17 protein-coding genes, 1 rRNA gene and 1 other annotated feature (1 of these 19 only partly in view) are annotated in these 15,553 nt (G+C 50.5%); of the genes, 8 read left to right on the top strand and 10 right to left on the bottom strand.

All coding sequences use genetic code 11. From position 1 onward, the window contains the following. The 4 genes from OGY72_RS16225 to rluD all read right to left on the bottom strand — a co-directional run. Positions 1-181 (bottom strand): 16S ribosomal RNA (locus tag OGY72_RS16225); it reaches 1,361 nt to the left of the window's first position. A gap of 443 nt (positions 182-624) precedes the next feature. Further along, positions 625-3,198 (bottom strand): ATP-dependent chaperone ClpB, encoded by a 2,574-nt coding sequence (gene clpB, locus OGY72_RS16220; protein WP_003826468.1) that lies wholly within the window; start codon positions 3,196-3,198, stop codon positions 625-627. Positions 3,199-3,327: 129 nt separating this feature from the next. Continuing rightward, positions 3,328-4,059 carry a purine nucleoside phosphorylase YfiH gene (yfiH, locus tag OGY72_RS16215; protein ID WP_286548312.1) on the bottom strand — a complete coding sequence of 244 codons (732 nt, stop codon included), beginning with the start codon at positions 4,057-4,059 and terminating at the stop codon, positions 3,328-3,330. Continuing rightward, positions 4,056-5,036, bottom strand: coding sequence for a 23S rRNA pseudouridine(1911/1915/1917) synthase RluD (rluD, locus tag OGY72_RS16210; protein WP_003826464.1), 981 nt, complete (start codon positions 5,034-5,036; stop codon positions 4,056-4,058). The genes yfiH and rluD overlap by 4 nt, the downstream gene beginning before the upstream one ends. Before the next feature lie 131 nt (positions 5,037-5,167). Here rluD and bamD point away from each other — a divergent pair, with 131 nt between their 5' ends. From bamD to pheA, 4 genes are all read left to right on the top strand, one after another. Further along, positions 5,168-5,905 (top strand): outer membrane protein assembly factor BamD, encoded by a 738-nt coding sequence (bamD, locus tag OGY72_RS16205; protein WP_003826460.1) that lies wholly within the window; start codon positions 5,168-5,170, stop codon positions 5,903-5,905. Between the two features lie 269 nt (positions 5,906-6,174). Further along, positions 6,175-6,513 carry a ribosome-associated translation inhibitor RaiA gene (gene raiA / locus OGY72_RS16200; protein ID WP_003031244.1) on the top strand — a complete coding sequence of 113 codons (339 nt, stop codon included), beginning with the start codon at positions 6,175-6,177 and terminating at the stop codon, positions 6,511-6,513. 102 nt (positions 6,514-6,615) lie between these two features. Next, positions 6,616-6,741 (top strand) — a sequence feature (Phe leader region). Continuing rightward, positions 6,617-6,664, top strand: coding sequence for a pheA operon leader peptide PheL (pheL, locus tag OGY72_RS16195; RefSeq protein WP_100250063.1), 48 nt, complete (start codon positions 6,617-6,619; stop codon positions 6,662-6,664). (Overlaps the previous feature by 48 nt.) Positions 6,742-6,763: 22 nt before the next feature. After that, positions 6,764-7,924: a bifunctional chorismate mutase/prephenate dehydratase gene (pheA, locus tag OGY72_RS16190; RefSeq protein ID WP_286548310.1), complete on the top strand. Its 1,161-nt coding sequence runs from the start codon at positions 6,764-6,766 to the stop codon at positions 7,922-7,924. 96 nt (positions 7,925-8,020) lie between these two features. On the opposite strand, the gene tyrA is transcribed toward pheA, so the two are convergent. Beyond that, positions 8,021-9,142, bottom strand: coding sequence for a bifunctional chorismate mutase/prephenate dehydrogenase (gene tyrA, locus OGY72_RS16185; protein ID WP_003826456.1), 1,122 nt, complete (start codon positions 9,140-9,142; stop codon positions 8,021-8,023). 10 nt (positions 9,143-9,152) lie between these two features. Then, a complete protein-coding gene (gene aroF / locus OGY72_RS16180; protein WP_003031241.1) occupies positions 9,153-10,223 on the bottom strand; it encodes a 3-deoxy-7-phosphoheptulonate synthase AroF in 1,071 nt (356 codons plus the stop codon). A gap of 215 nt (positions 10,224-10,438) precedes the next feature. On the opposite strand from aroF, the gene OGY72_RS16175 reads away from it, so the two are divergent. From OGY72_RS16175 to OGY72_RS16160, 4 genes are all read left to right on the top strand, one after another. Next, a complete protein-coding gene (locus tag OGY72_RS16175; protein ID WP_286548307.1) occupies positions 10,439-10,813 on the top strand; it encodes a DUF2799 domain-containing protein in 375 nt (124 codons plus the stop codon). A gap of 158 nt (positions 10,814-10,971) precedes the next feature. Further along, positions 10,972-11,490: a regulatory sequestration protein YfiR gene (gene yfiR / locus OGY72_RS16170; protein ID WP_148361624.1), complete on the top strand. Its 519-nt coding sequence runs from the start codon at positions 10,972-10,974 to the stop codon at positions 11,488-11,490. Then, positions 11,483-12,706: a diguanylate cyclase DgcN/YfiN gene (dgcN, locus tag OGY72_RS16165; RefSeq protein ID WP_286548304.1), complete on the top strand. Its 1,224-nt coding sequence runs from the start codon at positions 11,483-11,485 to the stop codon at positions 12,704-12,706. Before yfiR ends, dgcN begins: the two co-directional genes overlap by 8 nt. Positions 12,707-12,721: 15 nt before the next feature. Further along, positions 12,722-13,204, top strand: a complete 483-nt coding sequence (locus OGY72_RS16160) for an OmpA family protein (protein WP_286548302.1) — start codon at positions 12,722-12,724, stop codon at positions 13,202-13,204. A 131-nt stretch (positions 13,205-13,335) separates the two neighbouring features. On the opposite strand, the gene rplS is transcribed toward OGY72_RS16160, so the two are convergent. From rplS to rpsP, 4 genes are read right to left on the bottom strand one after another with little or no spacing between them, the layout of a single operon-like run. Beyond that, positions 13,336-13,683, bottom strand: a complete 348-nt coding sequence (rplS, locus tag OGY72_RS16155; RefSeq protein ID WP_002914145.1) for a 50S ribosomal protein L19 — start codon at positions 13,681-13,683, stop codon at positions 13,336-13,338. 39 nt (positions 13,684-13,722) lie between these two features. Continuing rightward, the gene (gene trmD / locus OGY72_RS16150; RefSeq protein ID WP_003826417.1) at positions 13,723-14,490 is read right to left on the bottom strand and encodes a tRNA (guanosine(37)-N1)-methyltransferase TrmD; all 768 of its coding nucleotides are present in this window, start codon (positions 14,488-14,490) and stop codon (positions 13,723-13,725) included. A 44-nt stretch (positions 14,491-14,534) separates the two neighbouring features. Next, positions 14,535-15,083 carry a ribosome maturation factor RimM gene (rimM, locus tag OGY72_RS16145; protein WP_003031230.1) on the bottom strand — a complete coding sequence of 183 codons (549 nt, stop codon included), beginning with the start codon at positions 15,081-15,083 and terminating at the stop codon, positions 14,535-14,537. Positions 15,084-15,101: 18 nt separating this feature from the next. Beyond that, on the bottom strand, positions 15,102-15,350 hold the full coding sequence (gene rpsP / locus OGY72_RS16140) for a 30S ribosomal protein S16 (protein ID WP_003031228.1): 249 nt from the start codon (positions 15,348-15,350) through the stop codon (positions 15,102-15,104). Positions 15,351-15,553: the final 203 nt, after the last annotated feature.

Below are 15,553 nucleotides of genomic sequence, written 5' to 3'. Positions count from 1 at the left end.
TATGCGGTATTAGCTACCGTTTCCAGTAGTTATCCCCCTCCATCGGGCAGTTTCCCAGACATTACTCACCCGTCCGCCACTCGTCACCCAAGGAGCAAGCTCCTCTGTGCTACCGTTCGACTTGCATGTGTTAGGCCTGCCGCCAGCGTTCAATCTGAGCCATGATCAAACTCTTCAATTTAAAAGTTTGATGCTCAATGAATTAAACTTCGTAATGAATTACGTGTTCACTCGTTGAGACTTGGTATTCATTTTTCGTCTTGCGACGTTAAGAATCCGTATCTTCGAGTGCCCACACAGATTGTCTGATAAATTGTTAAAGAGCAGTGCCGCTTCGCTTTTTCTCAGCGGCGCGGGGTGTGCATATTACGCCATCCCGCTACGAAGTCAAGCATTTAATTTCGCTTTCTTCGCCGGAGTTCTCAGTGGAACCCCGCTGACCCGGCGGCTTGTAATCCGTTGTTCCGTGTCAGTGGAGGCGCATTATAGGGAGTTATTTCAGGCTGACAAGTTAAAAATATAAAAAACTTATCAAGCGATTACTTTTCAATCAATACGTCCATTTCCGCCTGGATTTTAAACAAAAACGAGCCCCGCAGGGCCCGTTTATTGTTGTTTTGTGACTTACTGCACTGCCACTATGCGATCGTCATTCACTTCCAGACGAATCGTTTTGCCCGGAATCAGTTCACCAGACAGAATTTGCTGCGCCAGCGGGTTTTCGATCTGCTGCTGGATAGCACGTTTCAATGGACGCGCGCCATACACCGGATCGTAACCATTCGCGCTCAGCAGTTTAAGCGCCTCGTCAGAAATATGGATTTCATAGCCACGCTCTTCCAGACGTTTGTACAGACGCTGCAACTGGATCTGAGCAATAGAAGCAATATGCTGCTCACCCAGCGGGTGGAACACAACAACCTCATCTATACGGTTGATGAATTCCGGGCGGAAGTTATTGCTCACAACGCCCAGCACCATATCTTTCATATGGCCGTAATCCAGCTCACCGAAGCGTTCCTGGATCAGATCGGAACCCAGGTTTGAGGTCATAATGACAACCGTATTACGGAAGTCGACCGTTCTCCCCTGTCCGTCAGTCAGACGACCATCATCAAGCACCTGCAGCAGAATGTTGAACACATCCGGATGCGCCTTCTCCACTTCATCCAACAAGATGACAGAGTAAGGACGACGACGTACTGCTTCCGTCAGGTAACCACCTTCTTCATAACCGACATATCCCGGAGGTGCCCCGACCAAACGAGACACGGAGTGTTTCTCCATAAACTCGGACATATCGATACGCACCATTGCATCGTCACTGTCGAACATAAAGTTTGCCAGCGCTTTGCACAGTTCGGTTTTACCGACACCGGTTGGACCAAGGAACAGGAATGAACCAATCGGACGATTCGGATCAGACAAGCCCGCACGGCTACGACGGATGGCGTTAGAAACGGCTTCCACCGCTTCGTTCTGACCAATCACGCGGCTGTGCAGCTCCTGCTCCATACGCAACAGTTTTTCCCGTTCGCCTTCCAGCATGCGAGCAACCGGGATCCCGGTCCAGCGCGCCAGCACCTCAGCAATTTCTGCATCCGTGACTTTATTACGCAGCAGACGCATGGTTTTGCCTTCAGACTGGGTGGCTGCTTCCAGCTGTTTTTCCAGTTCAGGAATTTTGCCGTACTGCAGTTCAGACATCCGCGCCAGGTCGCCAACGCGGCGCGCCTGTTCGATGGCGATTTTTGCCTGCTCCAGCTCAGCCTTGATAGTTTGCGTTCCCGAGAGGGAAGCTTTTTCAGCTTTCCACTCTTCCTCTAACTCAGAATACTGACGTTCTTTGTCGTCCAGCTCTTCGTTGAGCATATCGAGACGTTTTTTACTTGCCTCATCAGACTCTTTCATTAATGCCTGCTGTTCCAGTTTGAGCTGGATAATACGGCGGTCGAGTCTGTCGAGTTCCTCCGGCTTGGAGTCAATCTGCATACGAATGCTGGATGCCGCTTCGTCAATAAGGTCGATAGCTTTATCCGGCAACTGACGATCGGCAATATAGCGGTGAGACAGCGTAGCTGCCGCAACAATCGCCGGGTCAGTAATCTGCACATGATGGTGCAGTTCATAACGTTCTTTCAGGCCACGCAAGATTGCGATGGTGTCTTCCACTGAAGGTTCAGCCACAAACACTTTCTGGAAACGACGTTCCAGCGCCGCATCTTTTTCGATGTACTGGCGATATTCATCAAGCGTTGTTGCACCTACGCAGTGCAGCTCCCCACGGGCCAATGCAGGTTTCAGCATGTTCCCGGCGTCCATTGCGCCATCGGCTTTACCCGCCCCAACCATGGTATGCAATTCGTCGATAAACAGAATGACGTTGCCTTCCTGTTTCGAGAGATCGTTCAGCACACCTTTTAAACGTTCTTCGAACTCACCACGATATTTGGCCCCAGCCACCAGCGCGCCCATATCCAGTGCCAGTACACGACGGCCTTTTAAGCCTTCCGGCACTTCACCATTGATGATGCGTTGGGCCAGCCCTTCAACGATGGCGGTTTTACCGACACCGGGTTCACCGATTAACACCGGGTTATTTTTAGTACGACGTTGCAGCACCTGAATGGTACGGCGAATTTCTTCATCACGGCCGATGACCGGATCGAGTTTGCCCTGTTCGGCACGTTCGGTCAGATCAACGGTATATTTTTTCAAGGCCTGACGTTGGTCTTCAGCCCCCTGGTCATTCACGCTTTCACCTCCACGCATTTGTTCAATTGCCTGAGTGATATTGGCGGTCGTCGCGCCTGCTGATTTTAATAAATCGGTCAGCGTACCGCGTGACTCAAGCGCCGCCAGAACGAACAGTTCTGACGAAATAAAGTTGTCCCCACGTTTTTGCGCCAGCTTGTCGCAAAGATTCAGTACACGCACCAGTTCCTGAGAAGGCTGCACATCGCCGCCGGTACCTTCTACCTGTGGCAAACGGCTCAACGCCTGGTCAATGGCTGTACGTAACTGGCCAGCATTAATGCCAGCAGACGTTAATAAAGGACGTACCGATCCCCCTTCCTGATTCAGCAAGGCGCTCATTAGATGAAGTGGTTCGATAAATTGATTGTCGTGCCCCAATGCGAGTGACTGGGCATCGGCAAGAGCAAGCTGGAATTTATTAGTAAGACGATCCAGACGCATAACTCCTCCCATAACAGGTCAAAATTGCTACTGGAGATTAAATGAGGTCATCCCTCAATTATTCAAGGTGAATGACCTGAATTATGTGAAAAGAAAATTACACGTACCGGATCGTCTTGATTCTTTAGGTTATATCAGCCAAATAAAACTTGCCATACGACCCGTGGTATTGTCGCGACGATAAGAGAAGAACGTCTCACTTTCGCTGAAGGTGCAACGTTCGCCACCGTAGAGATTCTCCACGCCGACATTGGCCAGGCGCTGACGGGCAAGCTGGTAGATATCCGCCAGATACTTGTCGCCGCGCGGCACAAATGCAAGGTCCGCTTGCGGATCTTTCGTCATGAACGCCTCGCGGACTTCTGGTCCAACTTCAAACGCGTTTGGACCTATCGCCGGGCCTAGCCAGGCAATAATGTTTTCAGGTTTGTCGGCAAAACACGCCACCGTCTCTTCCAGCACGCCGGCGCATAATCCGCGCCAACCCGCATGGGCAGCAGCAACTTCCGTTCCGGCACGATTGCAAAACAACACCGGCAAACAATCAGCGGTCATCACCGCACACACGGTGCCCGGCGTGTTGCTGTACGACGCATCTGTACGTTTGGAGGCGTAAGGCTCGCCGGTCAGTTTCAGGACATCCTTACCGTGGACCTGCTCCAGCCAGACCGGCTTTGACGGCAGATTGCCCGCAGCAAACAGTCGTTTGCGGTTCTCTTCAACATGCTCCGAGTTATCGCCGCAATGGGCGCCCAGATTCAGCGAATCGTAAGGCGGCATACTGACTCCGCCAATACGGGTAGAACTACACGCCGCGACACCTTGCGGTATCGGCCACTGCGGGACAATTAGCTTACTCATAGCCAGGCAATATCATCCTTGTGTTCTTCGAAATCAGCGCGCATCACTTCAATCAATTGCACCATATCTTGTGGAATCGGCGCATGCCATTCCATTTCGATACCGGAAATCGGGTGATACAAACGCAGCATGGTCGCATGCAGCGCCTGACGGTCGAACTTACGCAGTACGGAGATAAATTCGTCAGAAGCGCCTTTCGGTGGACGTGGACGGCCACCGTAGACCTGATCGCCCACCAGAGGATGAGTGATATGTGCCATGTGCACGCGGATCTGGTGCGTACGTCCGGTTTCCAGACGCAACCGCAGACGCGTGTGCACACGGAAGTGTTCCATAATGCGATAGTGCGTTACCGCCGGTTTACCCATTGGGTGTACCGCCATATGCGTACGCTTGGTCGGGTGACGGCTAATCGGTTCCTCAACGGTTCCGCCAGCAGTCATGTGACCAATCGCCACGGCTTCGTACTCACGGGTAATTTCGCGCAGCTGCAACGACTCCACCAAACGTGTTTGCGCCGGAACCGTTTTTGCCACCACCATTAATCCAGTCGTGTCTTTATCCAGACGGTGTACGATACCGGCACGAGGAACATCCGCGATTGGCGGGTAGTAATGCAGTAACGCATTCAATACCGTGCCATCGGGATTCCCGGCGCCCGGATGCACTACAAGGTCACGGGGTTTGTTGATGACAAGAATGTCGTCATCTTCATAAACGATATCCAGTGGGATATCCTGAGGTTCAAAACGAACCTCTTCATCAATTTCTGCGTTGATGGAGACACGCTCTCCACCCAACACTTTTTCTTTCGGTTTATCGCAAAGTTGGTCATTTACCAGTACGCGCTGGTCGAGGATCCATTCTTTTATGCGCGATCGCGAATAATCAGGGAACAATTCGGCCAAAGCCTGATCTAAGCGTTGACCGAGCTGATTTTCGGAGACTGTTGCGGTGAGTTCTACTCGTTGTGCCATAAACTGCTTCTTCGTTTAACGTTGGGTTTTACGGCTTTGCCGTTTAATATAGTGTGCTATTGTAGCTGGTCTTAACCGGGAGCAGGAACAGAGAATCTCCCGTATTACATTTTGAGGAAAGTCAAAACGTCATGACGCGCATGAAATATCTGGTGGCAGCAGCCACGTTGAGCCTGTTTTTGGCGGGTTGCTCTGGTTCAAAGGAAGAGGTGCCCGATAATCCGCCAAATGAAATCTACGCGACTGCTCAGCAAAAGCTGCAGGACGGTAACTGGAAACAGGCAATAACGCAATTGGAAGCGTTGGATAACCGTTATCCATTTGGACCGTATTCTCAGCAGGTGCAATTAGATCTCATCTATGCCTACTACAAAAACGCCGATCTGCCACTTGCTCAGGCTGCCATCGATCGTTTTATCCGTCTTAACCCGACACACCCTAACATTGATTATGTCATGTATATGCGTGGCCTGACCAATATGGCGTTGGATGATAGCGCACTGCAAGGATTCTTTGGTGTGGATCGCAGCGATCGCGATCCACAACATGCCCGAGCTGCGTTTAATGACTTTTCCAAACTGGTGCGTGGGTATCCGAATAGCCAGTACACCACTGACGCCACCAAACGTCTGGTGTTCCTGAAAGACCGGCTGGCGAAGTATGAATACTCCGTTGCAGAATACTACACTGCGCGCGGCGCATGGGTTGCCGTGGTAAACCGTGTGGAAGGCATGCTGCGCGACTACCCGGATACCCAGGCAACACGTAATGCCCTGCCGTTGATGGAAAACGCTTATCGCCAGATGCAGATGAATGCGCAGGCTGAAAAAGTCGCGAAAATCATTGCCGCCAACAGCAGCAATACCTGATTTGCCTCAGAATGCAAAACGGCAGCCCAAGGGCTGCCGTTTTTTTATCCGTTAACGCCACAACTGAAGCGGTTTAGCTCCAACGCATCCCATCAAATATGGCCTGCTTTCAGGTATTCCTCAAGTAAAAAATCGCCTGTTCCTGCGGTGCCTCACAAAAAGGTTTTCTTGACAAAAAGCGACAAAATAATGTGATTTAGATCACACATTTTGACATTAGGAACGGTATGCTGGAATCACCAAGACGGGAAAGACAAGAGGTAAAATTTATGACAATGAACATTACCAGTAAACAAATGGAAATTACTCCGGCAATCCGCCAGCATGTCGCAGACCGTCTCGCCAAACTAGAAAAATGGCAAACTCATCTGATTAATCCACATATCATTCTGTCTAAGGAGCCACAGGGTTTCATTGCTGATGCCACCATCAATACACCGAACGGACATCTGGTCGCCAGCGCAAAACACGAGGATATGTACACCGCAATTAACGATTTGATCAACAAGCTGGAACGGCAGCTCAATAAAGTGCAGCACAAAGGCGAAGCCCGTCGTGCAACAACTTCAGTCAAAGACGCCAACTTCGTCGAAGCAGAAGAAGAGTAGTCCCTTACATTGAGTGTATCGCCAACGCGCCTTCGGGCGCGTTTTTTGTTGACAGGGTGAAAACAGTACGGGTACTTTACTGACGTAGCCAAAGGAAAATTACATGAAACTTGTCCCGTTCTTCTTCGCATTCTTTTTTACCTTCCCCTGAATGGGAGGCGTTTCGTCGTGTGATAAAGAATGCGAAGACGAACAATAAGGCCTCCCACAACGGGGGGCCTTTTTTATTGATAACAAGAAAGGCAACACTATGACATCGAAAAACCCATTGCTGGCGCTGCGCGATAAGATCAGCACGCTGGATGAAAAATTACTGGCCCTGCTGGCTGAGCGACGTGGACTGGCCGTAGAAGTTGGTAAAGCCAAACTGCTTTCGCATCGTCCGGTTCGTGATATCGACCGTGAACGTGACCTTTTGGACCGACTCATTCAGCTTGGCAAAGCACATCATCTTGATGCTCACTACATTACTCGCCTGTTCCAGCTCATCATCGAAGACTCCGTCCTGACTCAACAGGCACTGCTCCAGCAGCACCTGAACAAAATTAACCCACACTCCGCGCGCGTGGCCTTCCTTGGGCCAAAAGGGTCATATTCTCACCTCGCAGCACGTCAGTACGCTGCCCGCCATTTTGAACAATTTATTGAAAGCGGCTGCGCAAAATTTGCCGATATCTTTAATCAGGTCGAAACCGGACAGGCTGACTATGCTGTAGTTCCGATTGAAAACACCAGCTCCGGTGGGATTAACGACGTTTACGACCTGCTTCAGCACACCAGCCTGTCTATCGTTGGCGAGATGACCATTACAATAGACCACTGTGTACTGGTGTCTGGCACAACGGATCTTGAGACCATTGAAACGGTATATAGTCATCCGCAGCCGTTCCAGCAGTGCAGCAAGTTCCTGAATCGCTACCCGCACTGGAAGATTGAGTACACCGAAAGCACCTCTGCGGCGATGGAAAAAGTTGCGCAGGCTAACTCACCGCGCGTGGCGGCCCTGGGGAGCGAAGCCGGAGGCGTACTGTATGGATTGCAGGTTCTCGAACATATTGAGGCTAACCAGTCGCAAAACATCACCCGTTTCGTGGTGCTGGCACGTAAAGCAATCAATGTATCCGACCAGGTTCCGGCAAAAACCACGCTGCTGATGGCAACAGGACAACAGGCCGGTGCGCTGGTTGAGGCGCTGCTGGTACTGCGTAACCATAATCTGATTATGACTAAACTGGAGTCACGCCCGATTCACGGCAATCCGTGGGAAGAGATGTTTTATCTTGATATCCAGGCCAACCTGGAATCGCCCCAGATGCAAAAAGCATTGAAAGAGCTGGGTGAGATTACGCGTTCGATGAAAGTACTGGGATGCTATCCAAGTGAGAACGTGGTGCCAGTCGATCCGAGCTAACGTTTGACAATGCCGGATGGCGCTACGCTTATCCGGCCTACGATTCATACGATTTTTGAAGGCCGGATAAGGCGAAGCCGCCATCCGGCATCTTAATTAAGGACGGCTGTCATTCGCCTGACGTAACAAAGTACGGCTTTCACTCTGGAAGCGTTTCGCATAATCGCCAAACCAGTGCTCCACCTTACGGAAGCTGTCGATAAACGCTTGCTTATCGCCCTGCTCCAGCAAACCGATCGCCTCGCCAAAACGTTGGTAGTAGCGTTTAATCAGCGCAAGGTTGCTCTCAGACGACATAATAATATCGGCATAGAGCTGCGGATCCTGGGCAAACAGACGGCCAACCATTGCCAGTTCAAGGCGGTAAATCGGCGAAGAGAGCGCCAGCAGCTGCTCCAGTTGAACGTTCTCTTCCGCTAAATGCAGACCGTAAGCAAAGGTCGCAAAGTGACGCAGTGCCTGAATAAACGCCATGTTCTGATCATGTTCAACGGCGCTGATCCGATGCAGTCGCGCACCCCATACCTGAATCTGTTCCAGAAACCACTGATAAGCTTCCGGCTGACGTCCGTCACACCAAACTACGACCTGCTTGGCCAGACTGCCGCTGTCCGGACCAAACATTGGGTGTAACCCCACCACCGGGCCATCATGTGCAGCCAGCATCGCCTGCAAAGGACCATTTTTCACTGAAGCCAGATCCACCAGGATGCAGTCAGACGGCAGACGCGGTAGTTTGGCGATCACCTGCTCGGTGACGTGGATCGGCACGCTGACGATCACCATGCCGGCATCAGAGACGATCTCCGGCGCGCGATCCCAGTCCTGCTGTTCCAGGATCCGCACCTGGTAACCTGACAGGGTGAGCATTTTTTCGAACAGACGCCCCATCTGACCGCCACCGCCGACAATCACCACCGGCCGCAGAGAAGGACAAAGCGTTTTAAACCCTTTGTCGTTCTCACTGGAGTAGGACTCACGCATAACGCGGCGTAGCACATCTTCAATCAGGTCCGGCGGCACGCCAAGGGCTTCCGCTTCCGCACGACGAGAGGCCAGCATAGAGGCTTCCCGTTCCGGTACGTAGATCGGCAGCCCAAAGCGGCTTTTTACTTCACCAACTTCGGCAACCAGCTCCAGGCGGCGTGCCAGTAAATCCAGCAACGCCTTGTCGACTTCATCAATTTGATCGCGTAATGCGGTCAATTCAGCAACCATAACCAACCTCTTATGCTACACGCGCCGACAGCTGGCCGTTTAAATCCTGGCTAATTTCACGCAGCAGCGCATCCGTCATTTCCCAACTGATGCAGGCATCGGTTACGGACACGCCGTATTTCATTTCGCTGCGCGGCTGTTCAGAAGACTGGTTGCCTTCGTGAATATTACTTTCAATCATCAAGCCAATGATCGAGCGATTGCCATCTTTGATTTGTGCAATCACGGATTCAGCCACGGCAGGCTGACGGCGGTAATCTTTATTGGAATTACCATGACTGCAATCTACCATCAGAGAAGGTCTTAGTCCCGCCTGCTCCATCTCTTTTTCGCACTGGGCGACATCTGCCGGGCTGTAGTTCGGCGCTTTACCCCCGCGCAAGATCACGTGACCGTCCGGATTCCCCTGTGTTTGCAGCAGTGCAACCTGCCCGGCCTGATTAATACCGACAAAGCGGTGCGACTGCGCAGCCGCACGCATGGCGTTAATGGCGGTCGCCAGGCTACCGTCGGTACCATTCTTAAAGCCAACCGGCATCGAAAGACCGGAAGCCATTTCACGGTGAGTCTGCGATTCCGTAGTACGGGCACCGATTGCGGACCAGCTAAACAGATCGCCCAGGTATTGCGGGCTATTTGGATCCAGCGCTTCAGTTGCCAGCGGCAGTCCCATATTTACCAGTTCAAGCAGCAGCTGACGCGCAATTTTCAGACCTGCTTCAACATCAAAAGAGCCATCCATATGAGGATCGTTAATTAACCCTTTCCAGCCGACAGTGGTACGGGGTTTTTCAAAATAGACGCGCATCACCAGGTAGAGGCTATCGCTGACCTCTGCGGCAAGGGCTTTAAATCGACGAGCATACTCAATCGCCATTTCAGGATCGTGAATGGAGCATGGGCCACATACCACCAGCAGGCGAGGATCGCGACCAGAGATAATATCTGAGATGGTTTTACGCGACTGGGCGATTTGCGCCTCTTGCTCCTGGCTCAGCGGAAATTCAGCTTTCAGCTGCTCCGGGGTCATCAGAACCTGTTCGTCGGTAATATGTACGTTGTTCAGCGCGTCTTTTTGCATGATGGTGATCCTGTTTTGCTCGTTTGCGATAGTTGATCCTCAGCGAGGAGGAAATAACGATATCACAACGGGTAAAGATTTCAATCCACAATCCGTAAATTTTAATTTACATGGTGATATTTTAAGGCAAAATCAGCCCTTATAAATGTACAATTAAGTTTACATTACCAAATTTTCAGATCCACTATGCTTAAAAAAACGAAGGAGCACAGGCAATGAAGCAACTCATCAGCACCTTATTTCTATTACTTCTAAGCGGATGTCAGATAGATCCCTACACCCATGCCCCTACCTGGACTGGTACCGACTGGTACGACGCCGGGATACAAGATGCCATTTCGGGCTATGCCGTTAAAGATAATGAAACGCTTGCCGACAACTACAATGACCGCAACGTCGATCGTACGGAATACCTTAAGGGTTACGCCGAGGGACAGCGTAAAACCTGCCAGCAGGATTTTGTTTATGCCAGAGGCCTGACCGGAAAAACTTTTCCGCCCAGTTGCGATACTGTCGAAAATGTTGACCAGTTACACAGCGCCTGGCAGCAAGGGGCAAACGAGGGTGCCGCCTCGATAAGATTAAATTAAACAATGGTTTATATTTTATAAACCATTAAGATTTAACTTAAATCACCAATAGCATTATTCCAGGAATAATGACGGCTTAGGAAAATAATGTTATTTTGTTGCAAACAATCTTGAATGTATTTCGACGTTTTACAGCAAACGCTGGTAGGTAACTATTCATGAGCTATTCTTACCGACTCATACTTCTACTGGCACTGCTCCTGACCGGATTACCGCTGTATGCCCAAAGCGTTACGGAAGAAGCAAAATCTGTACGCACTATGGTTTCCGGCATCGTCAGTTATACACGCTGGCCTGCACTTTCCGGGCCCCCAAAACTGTGTATTTTCTCTTCATCGCGTTTTTCCAGTGTCCTGAAAGATACCAGTGCAGGCGCATTACCCTATCTTCCCGTCATCATCCGTACGGAACAAGAAATATTAGTTTCGCAGTGTGACGGTTTTTATTTTGGAAAAGAATCCCCTACTTATCAGGTGGAATTAAAGAATAAATATCCGACTAAGGCATTGTTATTAATTGCTGAACAGAACCCCGAATGCGTTATTGGCAGCGCCTTTTGTCTCATAATTAAAGACGAAGATGTAAGATTTTCCGTAAATATGGATTCCCTTTCACGCAGCGGCGTAAGGGTCAGTCCAGACGTATTGATGCTTGCACGGAATAATAAGCATGGATAAGGGCCATTCTCCCATAGCACGCCCGACGTTTAAGCGAACATTACGGCGTATCAGCATAATCAGCGTTCTGGTAACCATGATGCTGATCTGGCTGCTGCTCAGCATTTCTTCCGTGCTGGCATTAAGACAGTATGCGCAAAAGAATCTGGATCTGACTGCCGCTACCATGACCCGTACGCTCGAAGCTGCATTAGTCTTTTCTGATAGTGTTGCAGCAACTGAAACGCTGGCGGCACTGGGCCAGCAGGGGCAATTTTCCGTTGCAGAAGTCCGTAATAAAAACCAGAAGGTGATCGCCACCTGGCGCTATAACGCGCAGGATACCACTGAAAAGATCAGCGGGATGATCAGCCACTGGCTGTTCCCACAACCGGTCACTCAGCCGATTTTGCATAATGGCAACGTCATCGGCGAAGTACGATTGACTGCGCGCGATAGCGTTATCAGTCATTTCATCTATTTGTCGCTGGCCGTCCTTACCGGGTGCATTCTGGTGGCATCCAGTATTGCATTAATGCTCACTCGCTATTTACACAATGGTGTTGTGGATGCACTGCAAAACATTACCGAAGTGGTACATGATGTTCGTACCAACCGTAACTTTTCACGGCGCGTATCAGAGGAACGCATTGAAGAGTTTCATCTCTTTGCCCTGGACTTTAATAGTCTGCTGGACGAGATGGAGGAGTGGCAACTTAAACTGCAGGCAAAAAACGCTCAGCTTTTGCGTACTGCACTACATGATCCTCTGACGGGTCTGGCTAATCGCGCCGCATTTCGCAGCAGCATAAATGCCCTAATGAATGACGACGCAGCGCACAGCAGCTCGGCATTGTTATTCCTTGATGGCGATAATTTTAAATTTATTAATGATACCTGGGGCCACGCAGCGGGGGATCGGGTCCTGATTGAAGTCGCAAAAAGGTTATCCGAGTTTGGGGGGAGTCGCCATTACCCATACAGACTTGGCGGCGATGAGTTCGCTATGGTGCTGTATAGCGTTCACTCTGAATATGAGGTTCAGCGGATCTGCGCGGCACTGTCACAAGAGTTTAACCGACCTTTTGACCTGCATAATGGTCATCTGGCAAGCATGACACTCAGCATTGGGTTTGCGCTGACGTGGGAACATGCCTCTGCCGAAAAATTACAAGAACTTGCCGATCAAAATATGTATCAGGCTAAACATTTGCGTTCTGAACGCATTATTAAATAATAAGGAATTACACACATGCTAAAACGTTTATTATCCCCGTTTCTTCTGCTTTTACTGATTCTTGCAGGCTGTCAGGCACCTCAGGGGAAATTTACCCCAGAGCAAATTGCAGCCATGAAATCGTATGGATTTACCGAAGCATCAGGAGACTGGTCTCTTGGCCTGGCTGACAACATCCTGTTTGACAAAAATGACTATAAGCTCCGTCCTGAAAGTGAAAAACAGATCAAGGAAATGGCATCCAAACTGGCAGCTACCGGGCTAAACCATGCGCGTCTGGATGGTCATACCGATAACTACGGCGAAGACAGCTATAACGAAGCTCTGTCACTCAAACGCGCTAATGTTGTTGCCGATGCCTGGGCGCAGGGCGCTAATATTCCCCGCACCAACCTGACGACTCAGGGACTCGGGAAGAAATATCCCATTGCGAGCAACCAGACATCAAAAGGTCGCGCTGAAAACCGCCGCGTGGCGGTCGTGATCACGACACCATAATCATCCCCCAACTGGCTGCGCGCCGCGCAGTCCTTCCATTGCCATAAAGAACAAAAGAGTAAACGTCGGGATAAAAAAAGGGCCAGCCTTTCGGCCAGCCCTTTTCTAACAGGATGTCGCTTGCGCGAATCTTAGTTAAGACGCTCTTTGATACGAGCAGACTTACCAGTGCGCTCACGCAGGTAGTACAGTTTAGCTTTACGAACGGCACCACGACGTTTAACAGCAATGCTGTCAACTACCGGAGAGTGAGTCTGGAAGACACGCTCAACGCCTTCGCCGTTGGAAATTTTACGAACAGTGAATGCAGAGTGCAGACCGCGGTTACGAATAGCGATAACCACGCCCTCGAATGCCTGCAGACGTTTTTTGGAACCTTCAACAACCCATACTTTCACTTCCACGGTATCACCCGGACGGAAGGAAGGTACGTCCTGCTTCATCTGTTCTTGTTCAAGTTGCTTAATAATGTTGCTCATAATTTAATCTCTTATCCTGGGTAAACTGATATTGGGGGCTTACGCCTGCCCATCATGTTTATGTTGCTGTTGTGCGTGTTCCGTTTTGAACTCCGCCAGCAACCTTGCTTGCTCTTCAGTCAGAGCCAGGTTTTCCAGAAGTTCAGGTCTTCTAAGCCAGGTCCGGCCCAGCGACTGCTTCAAACGCCAGCGACGTATCTCAGCGTGGTTCCCCGACAGTAACACTGCCGGTACTTCCATCTGCTCTAACACTTCAGGTCGGGTATAGTGCGGGCAATCCAGCAACCCATCAGCAAAAGAATCTTCGATTGCCGAAGCTTCATGACCCAGAACTCCCGGAATAAACCGGGAAACGGAGTCGATCAGCGTCATTGCCGGTAACTCACCACCGCTGAGTACGTAATCGCCGATTGACCATTCTTCGTCAATTTCGGTTTGAATCACGCGCTCATCTATTCCTTCATAGCGACCACATACCAGAATCAGCTTTTGATTCGTGGCCAGTTCGCTAACGCCCGCTTGATCAAGCTTGCGTCCCTGAGGTGACAGATAAATCACCTTTGCGCCTTCACCAGCCGCAGCTTTTGCTGCATGAATGGCGTCCCGTAAAGGTTGCACCATCATTAACATCCCCGGTCCGCCGCCGTAAGGACGATCGTCCACGGTACGGTGCCGGTCATGAGTAAAGTCACGAGGACTCCAGCTCTGGATGTTCAGCAGGCCATTTTTTACTGCCCGGCCAGTTACCCCGTAATCGGTAATTGCGCGGAACATTTCTGGAAACAGGCTAACGATACCTATAAACACAAGCCAATCCCCATAACGCCGACTTTTACCGTTTATCCGGTGGTTTAAAAACCAGGATCCCAATCTACTTCGATAGTACGAGTAGCGAGATCGACTTTCTTGATAACCTGCCCATCGAGGAACGGCACAAGACGTTCCTTGATACCAAACGCATCTTTCAGGTTTGCCTTGATGACGATGACGTCATTCGAACCGGTTTCCATCATATCGACGACTTTACCGAGATCGTAGCCTTCAGTAGTCACTACCTGGCAGCCCATAAGGTCTTTCCAGTAGTAGGAACCATCTTCCAGCGCTGGCAACTGCGAGGAATCCACGACAATTTCGCAATTAGTCAGTAGATTCGCCGAATCACGATCGTCAACGCCTTTCAGCTTGATGATCAGATCCTGATTGTGGTGCTTCCAGCTTTCCAGCTGTACTTGCTGCCACTGACCCGCCTTCTGGATAAACCAGGGCTGATAGTCAAAAATGCTTTCGGCGTCTTCAGTGGAAGAAAACACTCTGAGCCAACCACGGATACCGTAAGAAGACCCCATTTTCCCCAAAACGATGGGTTCCACAGGAGCCTGTGCGGCGAGTTGCTTGCTCATCATGACCACCGTGACAGATTAAGCTGCTTTGTTTGCTGCTTTGATCAGCGTAGCTACGCGATCAGAAATAGTCGCGCCCTGGCCAACCCAGTGAGCGATGCGATCCAGATCCAGGCGAGTGCCTTCTTCTTTTTCGCTAGCGATTGGGTTAAAGAAGCCAACGCGCTCGATGAAGCGACCGTTGCGTGCATTACGGCTGTCGGTAACAACAACCTGGTAGAACGGACGCTTTTTAGCGCCGTGACGAGCTAAACGAATAGTAACCATAACATCCTCTTGTGTGAATAAAACACCCAGGCCCCATCGAGGAACGGAGCCCGGGTGTCATATTAAAAGCCCGAAAATTTTACTGATTTCTGGGGAAAATGCAATCAGCAGTTGATAACTCTGCTATAAAAGGCCGTTGGCGGTGCCGTCAGTTCGGTGCCGGCGTGCGCGCAGCCACCGGAGCGTACACGCAGTACGTGAGG

The sequence above is a fragment of the Citrobacter sp. Cpo221 genome (assembly GCF_030332345.1).
Lineage (GTDB): Bacteria > Pseudomonadota > Gammaproteobacteria > Enterobacterales > Enterobacteriaceae > Citrobacter > Citrobacter portucalensis.
This window is presented reverse-complemented; position numbering and strand designations above follow the sequence as displayed.

Coding starts and splice junctions, on each gene's coding strand:
- raiA (WP_003031244.1), top strand. CDS start 6,175: ATGACAATGAACATTACCAGTAAACAAATGGAAATTACTCCGGCAATC.
- rplS (WP_002914145.1), bottom strand. CDS start 13,683: ATGAGCAACATTATTAAGCAACTTGAACAAGAACAGATGAAGCAGGAC.
- OGY72_RS16160 (WP_286548302.1), top strand. CDS start 12,722: ATGCTAAAACGTTTATTATCCCCGTTTCTTCTGCTTTTACTGATTCTT.
- dgcN (WP_286548304.1), top strand. CDS start 11,483: ATGGATAAGGGCCATTCTCCCATAGCACGCCCGACGTTTAAGCGAACA.
- yfiH (WP_286548312.1), bottom strand. CDS start 4,059: ATGAGTAAGCTAATTGTCCCGCAGTGGCCGATACCGCAAGGTGTCGCG.
- yfiR (WP_148361624.1), top strand. CDS start 10,972: ATGAGCTATTCTTACCGACTCATACTTCTACTGGCACTGCTCCTGACC.
- bamD (WP_003826460.1), top strand. CDS start 5,168: ATGACGCGCATGAAATATCTGGTGGCAGCAGCCACGTTGAGCCTGTTT.
- OGY72_RS16175 (WP_286548307.1), top strand. CDS start 10,439: ATGAAGCAACTCATCAGCACCTTATTTCTATTACTTCTAAGCGGATGT.
- tyrA (WP_003826456.1), bottom strand. CDS start 9,142: ATGGTTGCTGAATTGACCGCATTACGCGATCAAATTGATGAAGTCGAC.
- rluD (WP_003826464.1), bottom strand. CDS start 5,036: ATGGCACAACGAGTAGAACTCACCGCAACAGTCTCCGAAAATCAGCTC.
- pheA (WP_286548310.1), top strand. CDS start 6,764: ATGACATCGAAAAACCCATTGCTGGCGCTGCGCGATAAGATCAGCACG.
- rimM (WP_003031230.1), bottom strand. CDS start 15,083: ATGAGCAAGCAACTCGCCGCACAGGCTCCTGTGGAACCCATCGTTTTG.
- aroF (WP_003031241.1), bottom strand. CDS start 10,223: ATGCAAAAAGACGCGCTGAACAACGTACATATTACCGACGAACAGGTT.
- rpsP (WP_003031228.1), bottom strand. CDS start 15,350: ATGGTTACTATTCGTTTAGCTCGTCACGGCGCTAAAAAGCGTCCGTTC.
- clpB (WP_003826468.1), bottom strand. CDS start 3,198: ATGCGTCTGGATCGTCTTACTAATAAATTCCAGCTTGCTCTTGCCGAT.